Source organism: Paenibacillus sp. NPDC055715, from assembly GCF_053617595.1.
In genome coordinates this window covers 40,885-56,780 of sequence record NZ_JBSHGA010000001.1, presented here as the reverse complement: position 1 = coordinate 56,780, position 15,896 = coordinate 40,885, and the positions used below count along the sequence as shown (strand labels likewise).

General features: G+C 47.9%; 13 protein-coding genes and 1 pseudogene. 8 read left to right on the top strand and 6 right to left on the bottom strand.

Annotation, left to right across the window (positions count from 1 at the left end; genetic code table 11):
• Window positions 1-14: 14 nt before the first annotated feature.
• Together ACWGOO_RS00235 and ACWGOO_RS00230 are read right to left on the bottom strand one after the other, a co-directional pair.
• The gene (locus tag ACWGOO_RS00235) at window positions 15-2,207 is read right to left on the bottom strand and encodes an ABC transporter ATP-binding protein (RefSeq protein WP_452480484.1); all 2,193 of its coding nucleotides are present in this window, start codon (window positions 2,205-2,207) and stop codon (window positions 15-17) included.
• Window positions 2,207-3,964, bottom strand: a complete 1,758-nt coding sequence (locus ACWGOO_RS00230; protein ID WP_452480482.1) for an ABC transporter ATP-binding protein — start codon at window positions 3,962-3,964, stop codon at window positions 2,207-2,209. The genes ACWGOO_RS00235 and ACWGOO_RS00230 overlap by 1 nt, the downstream gene beginning before the upstream one ends.
• A gap of 591 nt (window positions 3,965-4,555) precedes the next feature.
• On the opposite strand from ACWGOO_RS00230, the gene ACWGOO_RS00225 reads away from it, so the two are divergent.
• The gene (locus tag ACWGOO_RS00225; protein ID WP_452480480.1) at window positions 4,556-4,852 is read left to right on the top strand and encodes a HesB/YadR/YfhF family protein; all 297 of its coding nucleotides are present in this window, start codon (window positions 4,556-4,558) and stop codon (window positions 4,850-4,852) included.
• Window positions 4,853-5,001: 149 nt separating this feature from the next.
• Here ACWGOO_RS00225 and ACWGOO_RS00220 read toward each other — a convergent pair whose 3' ends face one another.
• The 3 genes from ACWGOO_RS00220 to ACWGOO_RS00210 form a co-directional block, all read right to left on the bottom strand.
• A complete protein-coding gene (locus ACWGOO_RS00220; RefSeq protein WP_452480478.1) occupies window positions 5,002-5,514 on the bottom strand; it encodes an ADP-heptose synthase in 513 nt (170 codons plus the stop codon).
• A gap of 202 nt (window positions 5,515-5,716) precedes the next feature.
• Window positions 5,717-6,160 (bottom strand): DUF441 domain-containing protein, encoded by a 444-nt coding sequence (locus ACWGOO_RS00215; protein WP_452480476.1) that lies wholly within the window; start codon window positions 6,158-6,160, stop codon window positions 5,717-5,719.
• 22 nt (window positions 6,161-6,182) lie between these two features.
• The gene (locus ACWGOO_RS00210) at window positions 6,183-7,154 is read right to left on the bottom strand and encodes a YpdA family putative bacillithiol disulfide reductase (protein ID WP_452480474.1); all 972 of its coding nucleotides are present in this window, start codon (window positions 7,152-7,154) and stop codon (window positions 6,183-6,185) included.
• Between the two features lie 320 nt (window positions 7,155-7,474).
• Here ACWGOO_RS00210 and ACWGOO_RS00205 point away from each other — a divergent pair, with 320 nt between their 5' ends.
• The 5 genes and pseudogenes from ACWGOO_RS00205 to ACWGOO_RS00185 form a co-directional block, all read left to right on the top strand.
• Window positions 7,475-8,071: a DUF2087 domain-containing protein gene (locus ACWGOO_RS00205; RefSeq protein WP_452480472.1), complete on the top strand. Its 597-nt coding sequence runs from the start codon at window positions 7,475-7,477 to the stop codon at window positions 8,069-8,071.
• A 445-nt stretch (window positions 8,072-8,516) separates the two neighbouring features.
• Complete coding sequence (gene rsgA, locus ACWGOO_RS00200; protein ID WP_452480470.1) at window positions 8,517-9,614, top strand: ribosome small subunit-dependent GTPase A; 1,098 nt, start codon at window positions 8,517-8,519, stop codon at window positions 9,612-9,614.
• A gap of 76 nt (window positions 9,615-9,690) precedes the next feature.
• Complete coding sequence (locus ACWGOO_RS00195) at window positions 9,691-10,029, top strand: L,D-transpeptidase (RefSeq protein ID WP_354450880.1); 339 nt, start codon at window positions 9,691-9,693, stop codon at window positions 10,027-10,029.
• 313 nt (window positions 10,030-10,342) lie between these two features.
• Entirely contained in the window at window positions 10,343-10,579 is a 237-nt protein-coding gene (locus tag ACWGOO_RS00190) for a transposase (RefSeq protein WP_452480468.1), read from the top strand.
• Between the two features lie 85 nt (window positions 10,580-10,664).
• A pseudogene (locus tag ACWGOO_RS00185) lies at window positions 10,665-10,844 on the top strand (IS3 family transposase); the annotation flags it as partial.
• Window positions 10,845-10,866: 22 nt separating this feature from the next.
• Here ACWGOO_RS00185 and ACWGOO_RS00180 read toward each other — a convergent pair.
• On the bottom strand, window positions 10,867-11,106 hold the full coding sequence (locus ACWGOO_RS00180) for a hypothetical protein (protein ID WP_081473730.1): 240 nt from the start codon (window positions 11,104-11,106) through the stop codon (window positions 10,867-10,869).
• A gap of 392 nt (window positions 11,107-11,498) precedes the next feature.
• On the opposite strand from ACWGOO_RS00180, the gene ACWGOO_RS00175 reads away from it, so the two are divergent.
• Together ACWGOO_RS00175 and essC are read left to right on the top strand one after the other, a co-directional pair.
• Window positions 11,499-11,819 carry a hypothetical protein gene (locus ACWGOO_RS00175; RefSeq protein ID WP_452480466.1) on the top strand — a complete coding sequence of 107 codons (321 nt, stop codon included), beginning with the start codon at window positions 11,499-11,501 and terminating at the stop codon, window positions 11,817-11,819.
• A gap of 67 nt (window positions 11,820-11,886) precedes the next feature.
• On the top strand, window positions 11,887-15,882 hold the full coding sequence (essC, locus tag ACWGOO_RS00170; RefSeq protein WP_452480464.1) for a type VII secretion protein EssC: 3,996 nt from the start codon (window positions 11,887-11,889) through the stop codon (window positions 15,880-15,882).
• The last annotated feature ends 14 nt before the right edge of the window (window positions 15,883-15,896 follow it).

Sequence of the window (15,896 nt, the reverse complement as noted above, 5' to 3'; positions counted from 1 at the left end):
TTTGTGTGCTTGCTTTATGCGTTTCCTCCAGCCAAGCCGGGTCCGTTTTGGCCTGCGCCCTGTTTCTGCAAAGAGCTGGTACCTGCTCGAGTATCGGATTTTCCAGAAGACGCGGCTCCTGCTGCTACAGCAGTTGGCTCTGCAAGCAAAGCTATTTGTTCCGGCGATGCAGTAGAGGATGCATTTGTATCTGTTCCCGCCGTTCCTGACTGGAGCTGATACATCTGGAAGTAGCGACCGCCCTGAGCCATGAGTTCGTCATGGTTGCCTCGTTCGACAATCTCACCCCGATGCAGCACCAAAATTTGGTCCGCACTGCGGATGGTCGACAGACGGTGAGCAATGATGAAGGTAGTACGTCCCTTCTTGAGCACCTCCAGCGCAGATTGGATAAGCGCCTCGGTTTCGGTATCAATATTGGCAGTAGCTTCATCGAGAATCAGAATCGCCGGATCAAAGGCCAACGCGCGGGCGAAGGAAATGAGCTGACGCTGTCCGGCTGATAGAGTACTTCCTTTTTCGATCACTGGTTCGTCAAAGCCTTGCGGCAAGTGGGCCAGCAGTTTGTCAGCCCCGACATCACACAATGCTTTGTTTACCTGTTCCCTGGTAATCCGGCTGTCTCCCAGACTGACATTGGAGGCTACTGTTCCTGTAAACAAATATGGATCTTGAAGAACGATACCCATATGATGGCGTAGCCACTGCTTGGGAATATCCTTGACAGAGGTTCCGTCAATGGTGATCGTTCCTTTTTGCGGATCATAAAACCGGAACAGCAGGTTAATAATCGAGCTTTTGCCTGACCCGGTATGTCCGACGAGAGCAACCGTTTGGCCCGGATGAGCAGTAAAGGAAATATGCTTAAGGACAGCATCTTTTTTGTAGGCAAAGGTCACATCGTCGAACTCCACCAGACCTTTGTAACGAGGCATTGTGCCGTCCGTTACCTGTTCTCCGGTTTCATCCATCAGTTCAAATACCCGTCCAGAGGATACGATTGAAGTATCCAGCACCGCAAGCTGGTTGACCATACCAGTCATCGGTTGGAACAGTCGTCCCAGTACATCGACGAAGGCGTATAGTACGCCTAGTGATACAACACTGCCTGTCGTGCCAAGCGCCTCGGCTCCGAAATACCACAACACGACGGCAAAGGAAAGATTTCTCAGCACATTGACCAGATTGTGTGAAGTGAAGGCGTTCAAATTTAGCATTTTATTCTGATGCTTCATATAATCATCATTCAGTTCTTCAAACTCATGTTGCGTTTGTTTCTGGTGCCGGAACACGCGAATAATGGACATACCTTGAATAGATTCGTTGATAATTGCATTAATCTCACTGAGCCGGGACCGAATGATCGTATTAAAGCGGGTGGCGACTTTGCGATACAGTACAATCCACAAGATTAACAGCGGTACAATGAACAGAGAGATCAGACCCAGTCTGAAGTCCAGCAAAAAGAGTGCGACATATACACCGGCCATCGTCACAATACCTGAAGTGAAGTTCGACAGTACGGCCACGAATAAATCTTTTACCGCTTCTGTATCATTCGTAACACGGGATACGACCTTACCTGCGGGCAGATTGTCAAAAAAGTAAACTGGCAGCCGTTGAATGTGTGCGTAGAGATCAAGCCGAAGCTTTTGAATAACCTTGTTGGCTGAGGATTGCAGCCAGTAGGTTTTGCCAAATTCGGCAAAGATCGAAATGACCAGAAAGAAGCAATACCAGCCAATCAATTGAAAGATACCGGGCATTTCCGGCTTGTAAAAGCTATACAGCTCATCGGCTGTCAAAGTCTTGGCATCATAGCGAAAGGTGTCGGAGCCGCGTGTCACCGTCAGCATGCCGTTCGCAAAGGAGCGGTTACCGTCAGCCACCTGCACCGAGCCATCAATAAATACGAAGGATTTACCGACTTGTAAAATCCTCGCTTCATGCCCTTTGGCCTCTCCGGCCTCAAAGCGGTCTTCACGCTTAAAATGGGTCCCGGCATAGCTTACGGTACCGTCCACACTGGTTGTCTCGTAAAATGGTTTTTCAATAGCGAGCATATGGTCGTCGATCATCGTTTTGGCGATGAAGGGCCCGGCCAGCTCGGCGGCAACCCCGATAGCCAGTGCGATGAGTGCGGCGGTAAAGCCCGCTTTGCTCGTCAGGGCATACTGGAATAGCCTTTTGCCGATATTGGATTTCATTAGGAAACCTCCCCTGAGGTCAGAATAGATTCCACTTGCTGCCGTTCATACTGTTGACGGTACCATCCGTCCGTCTGAAGCAGCTCGTTGTGGGTTCCTTCCTCAATAATGCGTCCTTGCTCCAGCACGACGATCCGGTCTGCATGTTCTATAGCCGAGAGACGGTGAGTGGAGATCAGAGTTGTTTTACCCGAGCGTTTACGTCGGATATTGTCAATAATACGTGCTTCTGTTCGAGCATCAACCGCGGACAGTGCATCGTCTAGCACCAGAATATCCGGATCGCCGATAAAGGCGCGTGCCAGCGAAACACGTTGCTTCTGGCCGCCGGACAGGGCAATGCCTTTTTCCCCGACGAGTGTATCCAGTCCATCGGATAGAGTGCCTAAATCCTGATCAAAGGCTGCGGTACAGATAGCTTCCATGATGTCGTCATCATCTGCACGCGGTTTACCGAACTGAATGTTCTCACGTACTGATTTGGAGAACAGAATTTGCTCCTGTGGCACGTAGCCGATCCAGCTGTGCAGTTGTTCAACTGCAATGTCCTCCAGACGAGTGCCAGAGATTAAAATGTCACCGCTACCCGTCGGGTATTCATGCAGTAGCTGTTTGAGCAGGGTGGATTTCCCGCTGCCTGTTCGGCCGACGACACCTAGTGTTTCTCCACGTTTCAGCTCCAAATTCACATGTAACAGATTGTCAACAGATGAGGTTGGATAGCGGAAGGTAACATCTTTCATCGTAATGGACTCGGGGTGGTTAACCGTTACAGGCTGAGCTGCATCCTGTACGTCCGGCTCCGCATGGAGAGTTTCGTTCACCCGATCGAGGGAAGCGCTACCGCGCTGCATAATGTTGATCAGTTCGCCAATGGCAAACATCGGCCAAATCATCATCCCCAGATACATGTTAAAGGATACCAGCTCACCCAGTGTGATATCGTTATGAAATACCAGATAAATACCATAGCCAAGCCCGATCACATAGCTAAGTCCTACGCACAAGCGGATCGTCGGTTCGAAGAGAGCGTCCATCCGGGCGACCGCCAGATTTTTACGAAATACATCATCGGTAATATCGGAGAATCGTTTTTCATCCATTCGTTCCTGTACATAGGCGCGAATAACCCGGATACCTGCCACGGATTCCAGCACCTGATCGTTCATATCGCCAAATGCATCCTGTGCCAGTGTGTAACGCTCGTGAACGGCTTTGCCGTAAATACTCATTGCCAGTGCGATAAAAGGCAGGGGCAGAACCGCCGCCAGCGTCAGCTTCCAGCTAATCAGGGTGCCCATGGCGACCAGCACGACGCTCAGGTAAACTGTAGAGTCAGTTAGCGTCAGCATGCCAAAGCCCGCAGTGTTAGCCACGGAGCGAAGGTCGTTCGTAGCACGAGCCATCAGGTCACCCGTACGATTGCGTTCAAAAAATGGAGGTGTCATCCGCAGCAGATGGTTCATAAAGCGTGTGCGCAACAGGCGCTCCACCAGATTTGCACCCCCAAACAGCTTGTGCATCCATATGTACGTAATGTAGTAGATGACGGCAAGAATGCCTAAAATGTAAAAAATATAACGCCAGAGCGAGGACCATGAAATTGAACCGCGTACGATCTCATCAATAGCGCTGCCTAGCAGCCGGGGTGGAGCCAACTCCAGAACGCCAACGACTATCAGTAAAAACAGTCCAATCGAGTACCGACTTCGTTCTCTTTTAAAAAACCAGCTTAAATTTTTGAGTACCGAAAACAAGAGAAATCCCATCCTTTCATGAAAAGCTCATGCGAGAGTTGTGTACCATTTTGAATAAACAATAACGACTTGCTACCACTAGCTTCAATCCGGTAACAGGCGCAAAAAAGGCATACCGTCCGCAGACGATATGCCTTAAATCTCAATATCATATGGCGCGCAGATGTTTTCAGCACACTCACCGCTGGAAAACTGCTCAAACGCAGGCAGCCACTCGTATTAAGCCATACAACGTGAATGGCCCAATTTTGAAGGATGCGTCAGGGGAGATGCTCCGGTATGAAATTGTTGTGTTTGTAGAGTTGGGTTAAAGGCGAGATGAATGTTTGGCACCGGTAGCACTCCTTTCTTCTTCGAATTGGATTCATTCTAACATTTGATGTAATCGTTCAAATTGGTAATTAATTTCAAAATGGATCTCGTATGGTTGAATCTTAACACCGTCTTTTGCGAATTGTCAAACCTTTTTCAAAAAAATGGTTATCGCTCGCTGGAGATTTTCACTTGAGTAAGGCGCGGTTGGTGGCCATTCTAAATAATGCTATGATATAGTTAACAGGATGTAATTGTACAAGGAGGTGAGCATAACGTATGAGTATACAGGTAACTGAGCCAGCGGCACAATGGTACATCAAGGAGCTTGGTCTGAACCGCGGAGATACGATCCGTTTTTTTGCCCGCTATAGTTCCGGCGGTGGGTTACATCCGGGTTTTTCTCTGGGAATTGCTGTAGAGCCTCCGCAGCACCCCGTGTTACAACATAAAGCGGCTGGCATTACGTTTTATATGGAGGATCAGGATTACTGGTATTTGAAGGGTCATCATCTGGAAGTGAAGTATCTGGAGGAACATGACGACATTATTTACACGTATGCCGAGGAAGATTAGTCTTAAAGCTCTAACGTTAGAAATAGCGTGCAGGTAACCGTTTAGGGACATGAAAAAGCGGCGGAGTATCGCATTACAGGGGATTAACCTGTGTGTGATACTCCGCCGTTTTGTTGTCCTTGGGCGCATGTGCTGCATGTTAAGGGTTGTTAAGAGTTGTTAAGCATCGGACCATCCACCGCAAAATCAAAATCATCAATGTCGTACACATGTATAGGTACGGAAGCTTCAATAATGCGATGAATCCAGTCCAACTGATCTGTCAAAATGGGTAATTCTTCACGCTGGGCTGTTAGCACCAGTTCGGTCTCGATTGGATCAAAATATTCTCCGTAATGCGCAGTATCGACGGCATTAATGATGATCAGTGAGGTGTTGGCGTCGAACAGGATGGGCAGGCTTTTGGCCCAAGGCATCTGAAGCGCGCGCCGAATTTTTTTCTGATTCAAAGGTTCCTCAAAATAGCTGATTAATTCGCATACCTTTCGCTTCACATGCTGATCGTCAACAGCACTATCCATGAGCGGTTCCGTGCTATCCTGAAATTCGTATAGCTCCAGCAGCGACGTGTAAGGCACTATATATTCCACAGGGGCGGGAGTTGTAAGTAGTTGGCCATATATGGCAACCATTACAGCTTCCGTTACAAATTGTCGAGACATTGGTCAAGCCTCCTGCATTTACCAAATTATGCGATAGAGTATAACACAAATCGGGACTGAATTCAGCCCTTCATGCAGATTGCTCCGGTTCATTCGTTTTTTACGTTGACTGCCTTTCTTTAATCTTATGCCTGCCACTGGTCAAATACGTTTTTTTATGGACAGCACCTGCCAGCGGCCAGACGAAGGGTAAGCAGAGGGGCTAGGTTCGCCCAATTAACAGCGACAGCAGTCCGGCGGCGATTAGTGGACCTACAGGAACGCCTTTGAAGAAGGCGACACCAATCACGGTTCCGATAAGTAAACCCGTCACAATGGTGGGCTGTCCGGACATCAGGGCTACCCCGCGGCCGCCAAGGTAAGCTACCATGATGCCAATGGCAATAGCAAGCAACGACTTCCAGTGAAGGAAGGACTCCATCACCTGGCTGATGCTGATTTTACCGCTGGCCAGAGGGGTCATCACACCAATGGTTAGAATGATGATTCCGATCGTCAATCCATACTTTTCAAGCCAGGGGAAAGCAGTATGAAAATGGGTTACCCGCAGTAGCAATAGTACGACCATGGCAATGGTGACGGTGGAGTTGCCGCTGACAATTCCAAGACCAGCCAGTACCAGCAGTATGAGTGAACTGTAATCCATATATGTGTTCTCCTTAGTTCATTTAGCTTTGAATATGTTCAGCGATTTGGCGACCATGCCAGCGACCTGTTTCAATGAACACCTCATTGGCATTGCTGCCAGAAGCGATGACACCTGCCACATATATACCCGGTATGTTAGTTTCCATTGTGGAAGGATCATATTCCGGTTTGTCTAGATCCTCAGCCATATGGACACCGACCGACTCCAGTAGCTTCCGTTCCGGGTGAAACCCGGTCAGTGCTAGTACAAAATCATTTTCGAGCCGGAAAGCTTCTGCCTCCAACGCGGTGACCATTACATGATCCGGATGAACCTCAATGATGCGTGCGCCCAGATGGAGCGTAATTTTTCCTTTTTGCACCATACTGTCGAACAGTGGACGAACCCACGGCTTAATGTATTCAGACAGTTCGGATCTGCGATACACCATGTCAATGGTAGCCCCGACACGTACGAGTTCCATTGCTGCATCCACCGCAGAATTGCTGCCGCCGATGATTGCGACCCGCGTGCCGGTATAGGGATGGGCTTCACTGAAATAATGAGTAACTTTGTCTAATTGTTCACCGGGAATGCCCAAATAGTTCGGATGATCAAAATATCCTGTAGCCACGACGACATAGCGTGACGAATATGTTTTGGCTATTCCCTGCTTGCTCACCGTATGTACAGTAAATGTAGCATCATCCTGTCGTGTGATCGTTTTTGCTTCTTCGTAATGACAGACGTTCAGGTTATAATGTGCCGCCACCTTGCGATAATACGCCAGTGCTTCATGACGGTAAGGCTTGTCATTAGGCGTACTGAACGGAACATCGCCAATTTCCAGCAGGTCGGCCGTGCTGAAAAACTGCATGTTCGTTGGGTACAGAAAAATGGAGTGAACAATGTTACTTTTTTCGATAATGACGGTTTGCAAGCCTCTGCGGCTGCATTCAATTGCAGCAGACAGCCCGCAAGGCCCGCCTCCGATAATGACTACGTCGTGCATCTCGATGAACCTCCCGTTGTATTGGTCTGTTGCGCCAGTTTTACAGTAATATGGTAGACGTTTCAAAGCGCTAATTCACAAAAATTTGAAAAAGAGAAACAAATGAATATATGCAATCTCTGCACAAAAGTCAAGTAATATCATCCTACCGCAATGCGTACACAATATCCAGCCGTTTTCAGAAAGAAGTAAAAGAATGATACGATTGACAGCCATTTTTAACATACATATAATTAGATGAATATCTAATATGGTGTGTTTATTTTATTTCTTCACGGAAAAATACGGAAAGTATGTAGCGATGAAAAGAGGCGTTAACGATGCAACTGGATAAAATGGTCAACTATCATAAAGCGCTTGCTGATCCTACGCGTATGCGTATATTGCTGCTCTTGTCACGTGGAGAGATGCATGGTCAGGCTTTAGCGGAAAAACTGAATTTATCCCAACCGACTGTCACGCACCATGCTTCCAAGCTTCGTGAGGCGGGGTTAATCAAGGAGCGGCGTGATAAGAATACGGTATATTTCACACTGAATCCTAAACTGATCAGGCAGCATGCCGAGGCGACAGTGCGGTTTATTTTTGAAAAAGGAGAGGGGGAGGAAGAAATGTCAGAGGTTAATGAAACGCTGGAAGCGACAGTCTTGCGTAATTTTTTTTCTAAGGACGGCAAGCTGCGTCAAATTCCCTCGCAATACAAGAAAAAGCTGATCGTGCTTCAAATGCTGGCAGAAAAGCTGGAGCCGGGCCGCGTGTATCCTGAACGTGAGCTAAACGAGTGGATTAAGCAGTATCATGAAGATTTTGCGACGATTCGGCGTGAGTTGATTATGCATCAGTTTATGTACAGGGAACGTGAAATGTATGAATTGAACCCACGTGAGATGTGGACGCGTTGGGATCAAGTGCGTTAAAAGAACTTGAAAAAAATTTAAAAAAAGGTTTGCGGCAGACTTGACAGACGATTTGTGGACTTGTATGATTAAGGAAATTTTAGGAGGAGGCGATGTTATATGCGTACGAACATGAATGGATCGGTTCAGCAGCAGTATGACATTGTCTCCCGCACGGATGATGCACAGTTGAAAACTATATGAAATAAGTATAGTTTTCACATGGCATTCGGTTGAGCAGTAGAACCGATGAAATCCGCAGGGAGCGATTCCCTGCGGATTTTTTTATGATTAGGGTCTTTGGATAGCCTCGGCCTGAATCATACACCCTCCGCAGGGGTTTCCCTGCGGATTTTTTGCGTTGTTTGCTCGCGGGAGAGAACGTTTATAAGTACAGAGTAGCACGAAAATAAAAAACACCAACTTTAAACATCAGCAATAAACGATGATTCACAGGAGGAAAACAATGAGTATACATGAATACGGCTGGTCTGATTACTGGAACGGCTTTTGGGATCAATGGAAACAAAGCTTTGAAGAACGAGCAGGAAATACACAGGTACGCCCGGCCCGTCTGATTGCCGATTACGGTCAAAAAGTAAAGCTTATGACTATGGATGGAGAACGCTGGGGAGCAGCTTCCGGCAAGCTGAGACATGCTATCGTCGATCCGGCGGAAATGCCGGCTGTGGGGGATTGGGTGGCTATCACACTGCCAGATGGAGTCTCGGATGCAGTGATTCATGCCGTGCTGCCACGTAAAAGTCGGATTTCTCGGCAGGCTGCGGGCTTTGAGACAAAAGAGCAACTGATTGCGACAAATGTAGATACCCTCTTTCTCGTCAATGCGCTGAATCACGATTTTAATGTGCGCAGGCTGGAACGATATTTAATTATGGCGTGGAACAGCGGAGTCGACCCGGTCGTTGTGTTGAGCAAAAGCGATCTTTGTCCTGATGTGGAAGAGCGGGTGGCAGAAGCGGAGGGAGTTGCCCCTGGTGTACCAGTTATCGTCATTTCCGCTTTGCAGAACGAAGGGAGAGAGCAACTGGAGGCGTTTCTTCAACCCGGACGCACAGTTGCGTTGACAGGCTCATCCGGCAGCGGCAAATCAACAATTGTGAACTGGCTGTCCGGGGCCGAAGTTCAGCTTACACAGGATGTGAGGGAAGAGGACAGTCGAGGGCGTCATACAACAACCCACCGACAGTTGTTCCCCATATTAAAGCAAGCCGTTCTGCTGGATACGCCGGGAATGCGTGAACTGAATCTGTGGGATGATTCCACCGGGGTCGCCAATACCTTCGCGGATATTACTGAAATGGCACAAAAATGCCGTTTTGCAGACTGCAAGCATCAGGGTGAAGCTGGATGTGCAGTGGAGGAAGCTGTGCAGCGTGGGGAGCTGTCTGAATCCAGAGTGAACAACTATCGTAAAATGCAGCGGGAGTTGGAGTATCAGGCGCGTAAAGAGGCAGATCGGCGGAAAAAGGATCAACGTTCAAGCACAAACCAGAGCCGAGGCGATAATCGAAGTGGCTGGAGACGTGATGTGGAGTGGTGAGATGAAGAAAGGGCATTTGTAAAAATCACAAGAGAATCTGCGGTGTGGTCGGCATATCCTGTAGAGGGGTGAGTATATGCCGAATTATAGTATCGTGGTGAGTTTGTCGGATCGTCGTCTGTATTTAAAAGATGGCGATCAGACCGTACTTAGTTATCCAGTCGGTATTGGTAAAATCGCTACACAGACACCGTACGGACAGTTTACCATCATCAACAAACAGCCCAATCCCGGCGGTCCCTTCGGAGCGTTCTGGATGGGGCTGTCCAAGCCGCATTATGGCATCCACGGCACCAATGCGCCTTGGTCCATTGGCAAGCTGGTGTCGCATGGTTGCATACGTATGCAGAACAAGGATGTGCTGGAGCTTCAGGAAAAGGTGAGCATCGGCACGCCAGTCATCATACAGCCTTAGTGACCGACAAGTTACAATACTCTGCAATCCATGTGCTGTCCAATTATGATTTGGGTTGAATAGGGACACGGGCTTCAATCCGTTTGGAGCCCTCTTTGTCGTCTGCGGATTTGACTAGCGTGCCCGAAAGACGTTTTCCGCGCTTCCATTCTGTTGAACAGTCGCTTCGTCCGTGTACCCGGTGAGCAGGGAGTTTTTGACCGCGAGATTACCCTTAATCCGTGCTCCGGCGGGGAGGTTGGAGCGCCCTGTAACCTTTACGTTTTTCCTGTCTATACTTCCGTCCCCTGATATTTTGATGCTAGACTAAAAAGTGGACACTGAGAAGCGGGTCCCCCAAGTGGCGAGAGAACTGGGAATTTCCGCAAACACGCTGTATCGTCTGTTAGCAGAATACAAGCAGGATGGCGGTGAGGCCTTTCCAGGCAAAGGTCATCTAAAAACGGAAGATCAAGTCACACGAGAACTACAGAAACGAATTCGTGATTTAGAGCAGGTGAACGATATTCTAAAAAAAGGCCATGCACTATTTGCCAAAGAACGGCACTAACCTTTGCATTTATACATCAATACCGCTTCCAGTACTCGGTTGCAAAGATGTGCGAATGGTTTGACGTCTCCGACTCTATGGCAGTCGGAAAATCTATCATTCTGTCATCAAACAAGGAATGGATGTATCCGTAAAAACAGTAGCCCGAATCATGAAGCAGCTGGGGGTGAAGTCGAGAACCGTGAAGAAGTACAAAGCCACAACGAATTTAAAAACATCAGATGCCCGTCCACAAAAACCACCCGGCTCTCTCTTCTTGCAATGATTTCGGAACAAAAAAGTCCCTCTTAGTAGAGGGACAGTGCCAATGAATCATTTTCACTAACGCTATGCAGGATGGCTTCACAACCGACAATTTCTATACTGATCAAAGAGTTAAGACATTTTTGAAGGGCACGCTTTCCTCTGGAGATTTTGTTTTCCAAAGTGTTGCTTAGAAGTTTTAATGTTTTTTGTACAGGTTGTTTGTTTTCTTGGTTGAAGTATACGGGAATACGTTTGTTTTGAAATGTAATTAATGTTCTCACAAAAATCACCTCGCTTGAGTTATTTCATGGCTTTATTGTAGTGTCCGTTTCTTAAAATTACCTTAAAAACACCTTATAAAAACATAAAGGTCTGAAAAATTTACAAAGTGTTCACAATACTCTGGCAAACAATCAAATTTGCTTCAATCCATCGACAAAATGACGTATATGCGAATTCTGCAAAACTATGAAAATTCAATTATTGATTCATATGACTCTTTTAATATATAAAAATACAACTAAAGTCATGATTTGATAGTGCGAGTGGGTAGTTTGTAACAAATTGACAGTCTAATAGGCGGATGCTACAGTTACGATAGCTATATTTTCATAGAAAATAGGCTCTTTGTGTGAGCTTTACTGTATATATTAAGGATCGGGAGGGATGACAAATGATCCTGACCGTGCTTTCGGGACGACAGGAAACAGAGTGGTTCGACATTGAGGTGGCTGATGAATACTCGGTGGATCATTTGAAGCTGATGCTGGGTGTTCGTATTTTTGGTGAGCCCCCGGCGGAAGGAATGCAATATATTATGGAAGCAAAATTCCCGGAGGGGCTTTGGTTCAGGGTGGAGGACGACCAGTTGTTGATAGGTGCAAGTCTGCGGGAAGGCTGTACGGTGCGTATTCAGCGTGCTTTTTCGACAACCCGGGACGAAGCTCCTGTATATGGACGGCGTTCGCTGTTTCAAAGTGAGAAAAATGGGTAAATACACACATGAAATTATATGAAACCTTGGTAAAATGAAATAGTAAGCGAAAAGAGGGACTTTTGTCTTGAATGTATTATACCAGCGCTCCCCGAGATTAAGACCGGCGCTCCGAGAGGAGAAGCTGGAGATTTTACGGCCTCCGGCTGAGCCGAGCAAGCCGTCTTTTTCCATTATATCTATACTTATTCCGTTAATGATGACGTTGGTAACAATTGGTTTTTATGTGTATATGAGCAAAACAGGCAAGATGGGTAACAGTAACTACCTGATGTTCCAGATGGTTACTGTGGTCATGATGCTTACATCCTATACCATTCCTTTTTTCGTGTATTTGAACAATAAGAAGGAATACAAGCGCAAGCTGGAGGAACGTGACCGAATGTATCGGGAACAGCTTCAGAAGCATCGGGAAGAGCTTGAATTGAAACGCGAAGAGCAAATTCGCACGCTATATGAAATTCACGGTGACCCGCAAATCTGTGCTCAAATCGTCAAAAACCGTAACAGCTCTCTCTGGGAGCGTTCGCCGGAGGATGGGGATTTTTTGCAAGTGCGTATTGGAACCGGACAAGTTCCGTTTCATATCAAGCTGCAAATCCCGCGCCCGGAAGGCTATGACCGAGACCCGTTGCTGGGAGCTGCGGATGAATTGGGGGAAGAGTTTCGTCTGGTGGATGCTGCTTCCATTGCATTGCCGCTGTTCCAATCCAAGGTGGTTGGGTTGGTTGGAGAGCGAGAGCATACCCTTGCAGCATTAAGAGTAATTTTGGCACAAGTGACTGTCCGTCACTCGCCGGATGAAGTGAAAATCGCTTCCTTTTATGATGAGCGTGAAGAAAATGAGTGGAATTGGATGCGTTGGCTTCCGCATGTGTGGGACGATGACAGAACCGGGCGGATGATGTCAGACCGTAGCAGCAGCGCCCATCAATTGGCCGATTTTCTGTTTGCCAGATTGAATCGCCGTAAAAACAACCGTAATGAACGTCATGGAAAAGGGATGGAAGTCCCGTGTTATGTGGTTGTTTTATCAGATAGCCAGCTAATTGAAGAAGAACCATTGCTCCCGTTGCTGTTGGAGGACGGACGGGCAATTGATGCGTGTACCATCGTGTTGGCTTCCCGCAAGGAAGCTTTGCCGATGCAGTGTCAGCTTATCGTGGAGGCTTCCAAGGAACAGGGCGTATATGCCCGTAAATCGGAGTCAGCAGAGGTTGAACAGCAAAGTTTTAAACCGGATCGTTTGTCGAGAGAGGAAGCAGATGCATTGGCGCGGTATATGGCTCCTATTCGCTTGAAGCGTTCCTCGGCTTCCGATATTCCCTCTGTGCTACCTCTGTTCGATATGATGAGCGTAGCGGGTGTGGAAGAACTGGACGTGACAGAACGGTGGCGGCGCAATCGCCATCCTGATACCTTACCTGTACCCATGGGTGTGCGGGCAGGCGGCAAGAAAATTATGATTAATCTGCATGATAAAATCGAGCGTCAGGGACACGGTCCGCACGGCTTGATCGCGGGGACGACAGGCTCAGGGAAAAGTGAGGTTATTCAGTCCATCGTAGCCTCCCTTGCTGCTGAGTTTCACCCGCATGATCTCGCGTTTATGCTGATTGACTACAAGGGTGGCGGCATGTCCAATACGTTCGTCAATTTGCCGCATGTGGTGGGCACGATTACGAATTTGGACAATGATCTGATCGAACGCGCCAAAATTTCATTAAAAGCAGAACTGGTTCGCCGACAGAAAATATTAAACGATGCAGGTAATTTGCAGCATATTGATGAATATTACAGATTGCTCCGGCAGCGGCACGCACAACCGCTGCCTCATCTGGTTATTATTATTGATGAATTTGCACAATTAAAACGGGATCAGCCCGAGTTCATGGATGAGCTAATCAGTATTGCCGCCATTGGACGGACGTTGGGTGTCCATCTGATTTTGGCGACCCAAAAGCCTGCCGGTGTGGTGGACGATAAAATCTGGAGTAACTCCAGGTTCCGTATCTGCTTACGGGTGCAAAGCGAAGGCGACAGCCGTGATATGTTGAAAATACCGAATGCCGCGTGGATCACGAAGCCGGGCCGAGGGTATTTTCAAGTCGGCAGTGATGAGGTGTTTGAAGAGATGCAGTTTGCCTGGAGCGGTGCACCGTATGTAGGCAACAGTGATATTTCTTCCGCACTGCCTGTGCACGAGGTGAGACTGAATGGCAAGCGTGAAGCGCTGCTGACTGGCGGCGAACGGGTAAACTCAGGCTTAAAAGGGGAAGAAGCTCCCAAACAGCTTCAGATATTCATTGATTATATTGCAGAAGAAGCAGCAAAGGCAGGGATCGAACGGCTTCAGGGACCGTGGCTTCCGCCGCTGCCGGAATTGCTGGATTTAACTAATTTGCCTCCATGCGCCGAAACGGGCAGTCCAACATCGCCTCAAGAGCTGAAGGCGGTCATAGGTCTGGTTGATGATTTGCCGAACCAGCGACAGGTTCCGATTTATGCATCATTGGATCATGGTCATTGGGCAGTGTACGGTATGTCGGGCATGGGTAAAACGACCTTTTTGCAGACAATGCTGATGTCAATGGCTCAACGATTTCATGCCAACCGTTGGAACGGTTATATCATTGATATGGGTCGAACGATGCGCGACTTTGGAGAACTTCCCCAGATCGGTGCTGTTATGATGGCAGAGGAGGACGACCGGATCAAGCGGTTGTTCCGTTATCTATTCAAGCAGGTGGCTGTACGTAAGGAAATGATTTCTGAAACTGGTGTCAAAACGATAAGCTCTTATCGACGTTCTGCTGTTGAGGATGTGCCGCAGATTATCGTAGTCATTGATGGCTACCTTAATTTCCGTAATGCTTATTCAGATGAAAATGAACTGCTGGAATCTCTTTTGCGTGAAGGTGGTAGTCTCGGTATTACATTTATCATTACAGCGAATCGGATTACCGATGTGTTTGAGAAGTTTCGCAGTAATATTCCGAACGCTGTTTCTTTTGAAATGTCTGACCCAAGTGATTATTATTATGCGGTAGGACGACCAGCCAAAACACCGGGGCCTTTAATTCCGGGCCGGGCTTTGGTTAAAGGGCATATCCCGCCGCTGGAGTTCCAGACGGCGTTGCCTTCACCCGGAGAAGATGAAACGGAACGTTCAGCGCGGTTGCGCCGCAATATCGCGGGCATCGTACAGGAATGGAAGGGCAAAAACGCCCCAGCCATTCTTCCGTTGCCCGAGCGAATCCCGTTGGCGGAACTGCTTCAGCAGTGGGACGGGACGAGTGGGCCTTCGGGCGCGCTTCCTTATGAGGTGCCTGTAGGGCTACAGAGCGACAATCTGGAGCCTTTCTTACTGAATCTTAAGGAAGGTCCTAATTTTATCGTTGGTGGTCCTATGGAGGGAGGAAAAACCTCTTTTCTAATGAGCTGGATTATATCGCTGGCTTATTACACATCGCCTAGACAATTGGAAGTCTATACGGTCGATACCCGCTATGGAGGCGGGGGGCTATCACGATTGCGGCATCTTCCTCATGTCAAGGCTGCTGCTGAAAGCGAGGAAGAGCTTGGACCTTTGGTACAGCAAATGTATGATATCGTTCAGCAGCGGAACAAGGAGGGAAATGATCCCGAATTGCTGCTGGTCATTGATGATGCGGATATGCTAAGCAAGCAATTGAACGATTTTACGATAAAGGATCGGCTTTCTGCCATTGTGCGGTTGGGACGTGATCGCAATGTGCATGTTGTGCTGTCGGGCGTGCCATCTGATTTCCCAACCTTTGGCGTGGATTGGTTTAATGATGTTAGGGCAAGTCAAAGCGGTATGCTTTTCGGAACACTGGATCCGAATGATTTATCGTTCTTTCGTATCCCCTTATCAGAAGCGAACGCCGCCGCTGGTGGCCTAAAAGTTCTGCCCTCTGGGCAGGGATACTACGTACGACGTAAATTTATCAGGATAAAAGCGGCAATTCCCTTATCAGAGCAAGTGAGCTGTGAGGATTGGATAACGAAAATTCGTGACCGATGGCATGTTGTAGTTTGAAGGGAGGTGGCTCA

Excerpts from the sequence above, each read along its gene's own strand:
- ACWGOO_RS00235 (WP_452480484.1), bottom strand. The coding sequence starts at position 2,207 with ATGAAATCCAATATCGGCAAAAGGCTATTCCAGTATGCCCTGACGAGC.
- ACWGOO_RS00225 (WP_452480480.1), top strand. The coding sequence starts at position 4,556 with ATGAGTATACAGGTAACTGAGCCAGCGGCACAATGGTACATCAAGGAG.
- ACWGOO_RS00220 (WP_452480478.1), bottom strand. The coding sequence starts at position 5,514 with ATGTCTCGACAATTTGTAACGGAAGCTGTAATGGTTGCCATATATGGC.
- ACWGOO_RS00215 (WP_452480476.1), bottom strand. The coding sequence starts at position 6,160 with ATGGATTACAGTTCACTCATACTGCTGGTACTGGCTGGTCTTGGAATT.
- ACWGOO_RS00210 (WP_452480474.1), bottom strand. The coding sequence starts at position 7,154 with ATGCACGACGTAGTCATTATCGGAGGCGGGCCTTGCGGGCTGTCTGCT.
- ACWGOO_RS00205 (WP_452480472.1), top strand. The coding sequence starts at position 7,475 with ATGCAACTGGATAAAATGGTCAACTATCATAAAGCGCTTGCTGATCCT.
- rsgA (WP_452480470.1), top strand. The coding sequence starts at position 8,517 with ATGAGTATACATGAATACGGCTGGTCTGATTACTGGAACGGCTTTTGG.
- ACWGOO_RS00195 (WP_354450880.1), top strand. The coding sequence starts at position 9,691 with ATGCCGAATTATAGTATCGTGGTGAGTTTGTCGGATCGTCGTCTGTAT.
- ACWGOO_RS00175 (WP_452480466.1), top strand. The coding sequence starts at position 11,499 with ATGATCCTGACCGTGCTTTCGGGACGACAGGAAACAGAGTGGTTCGAC.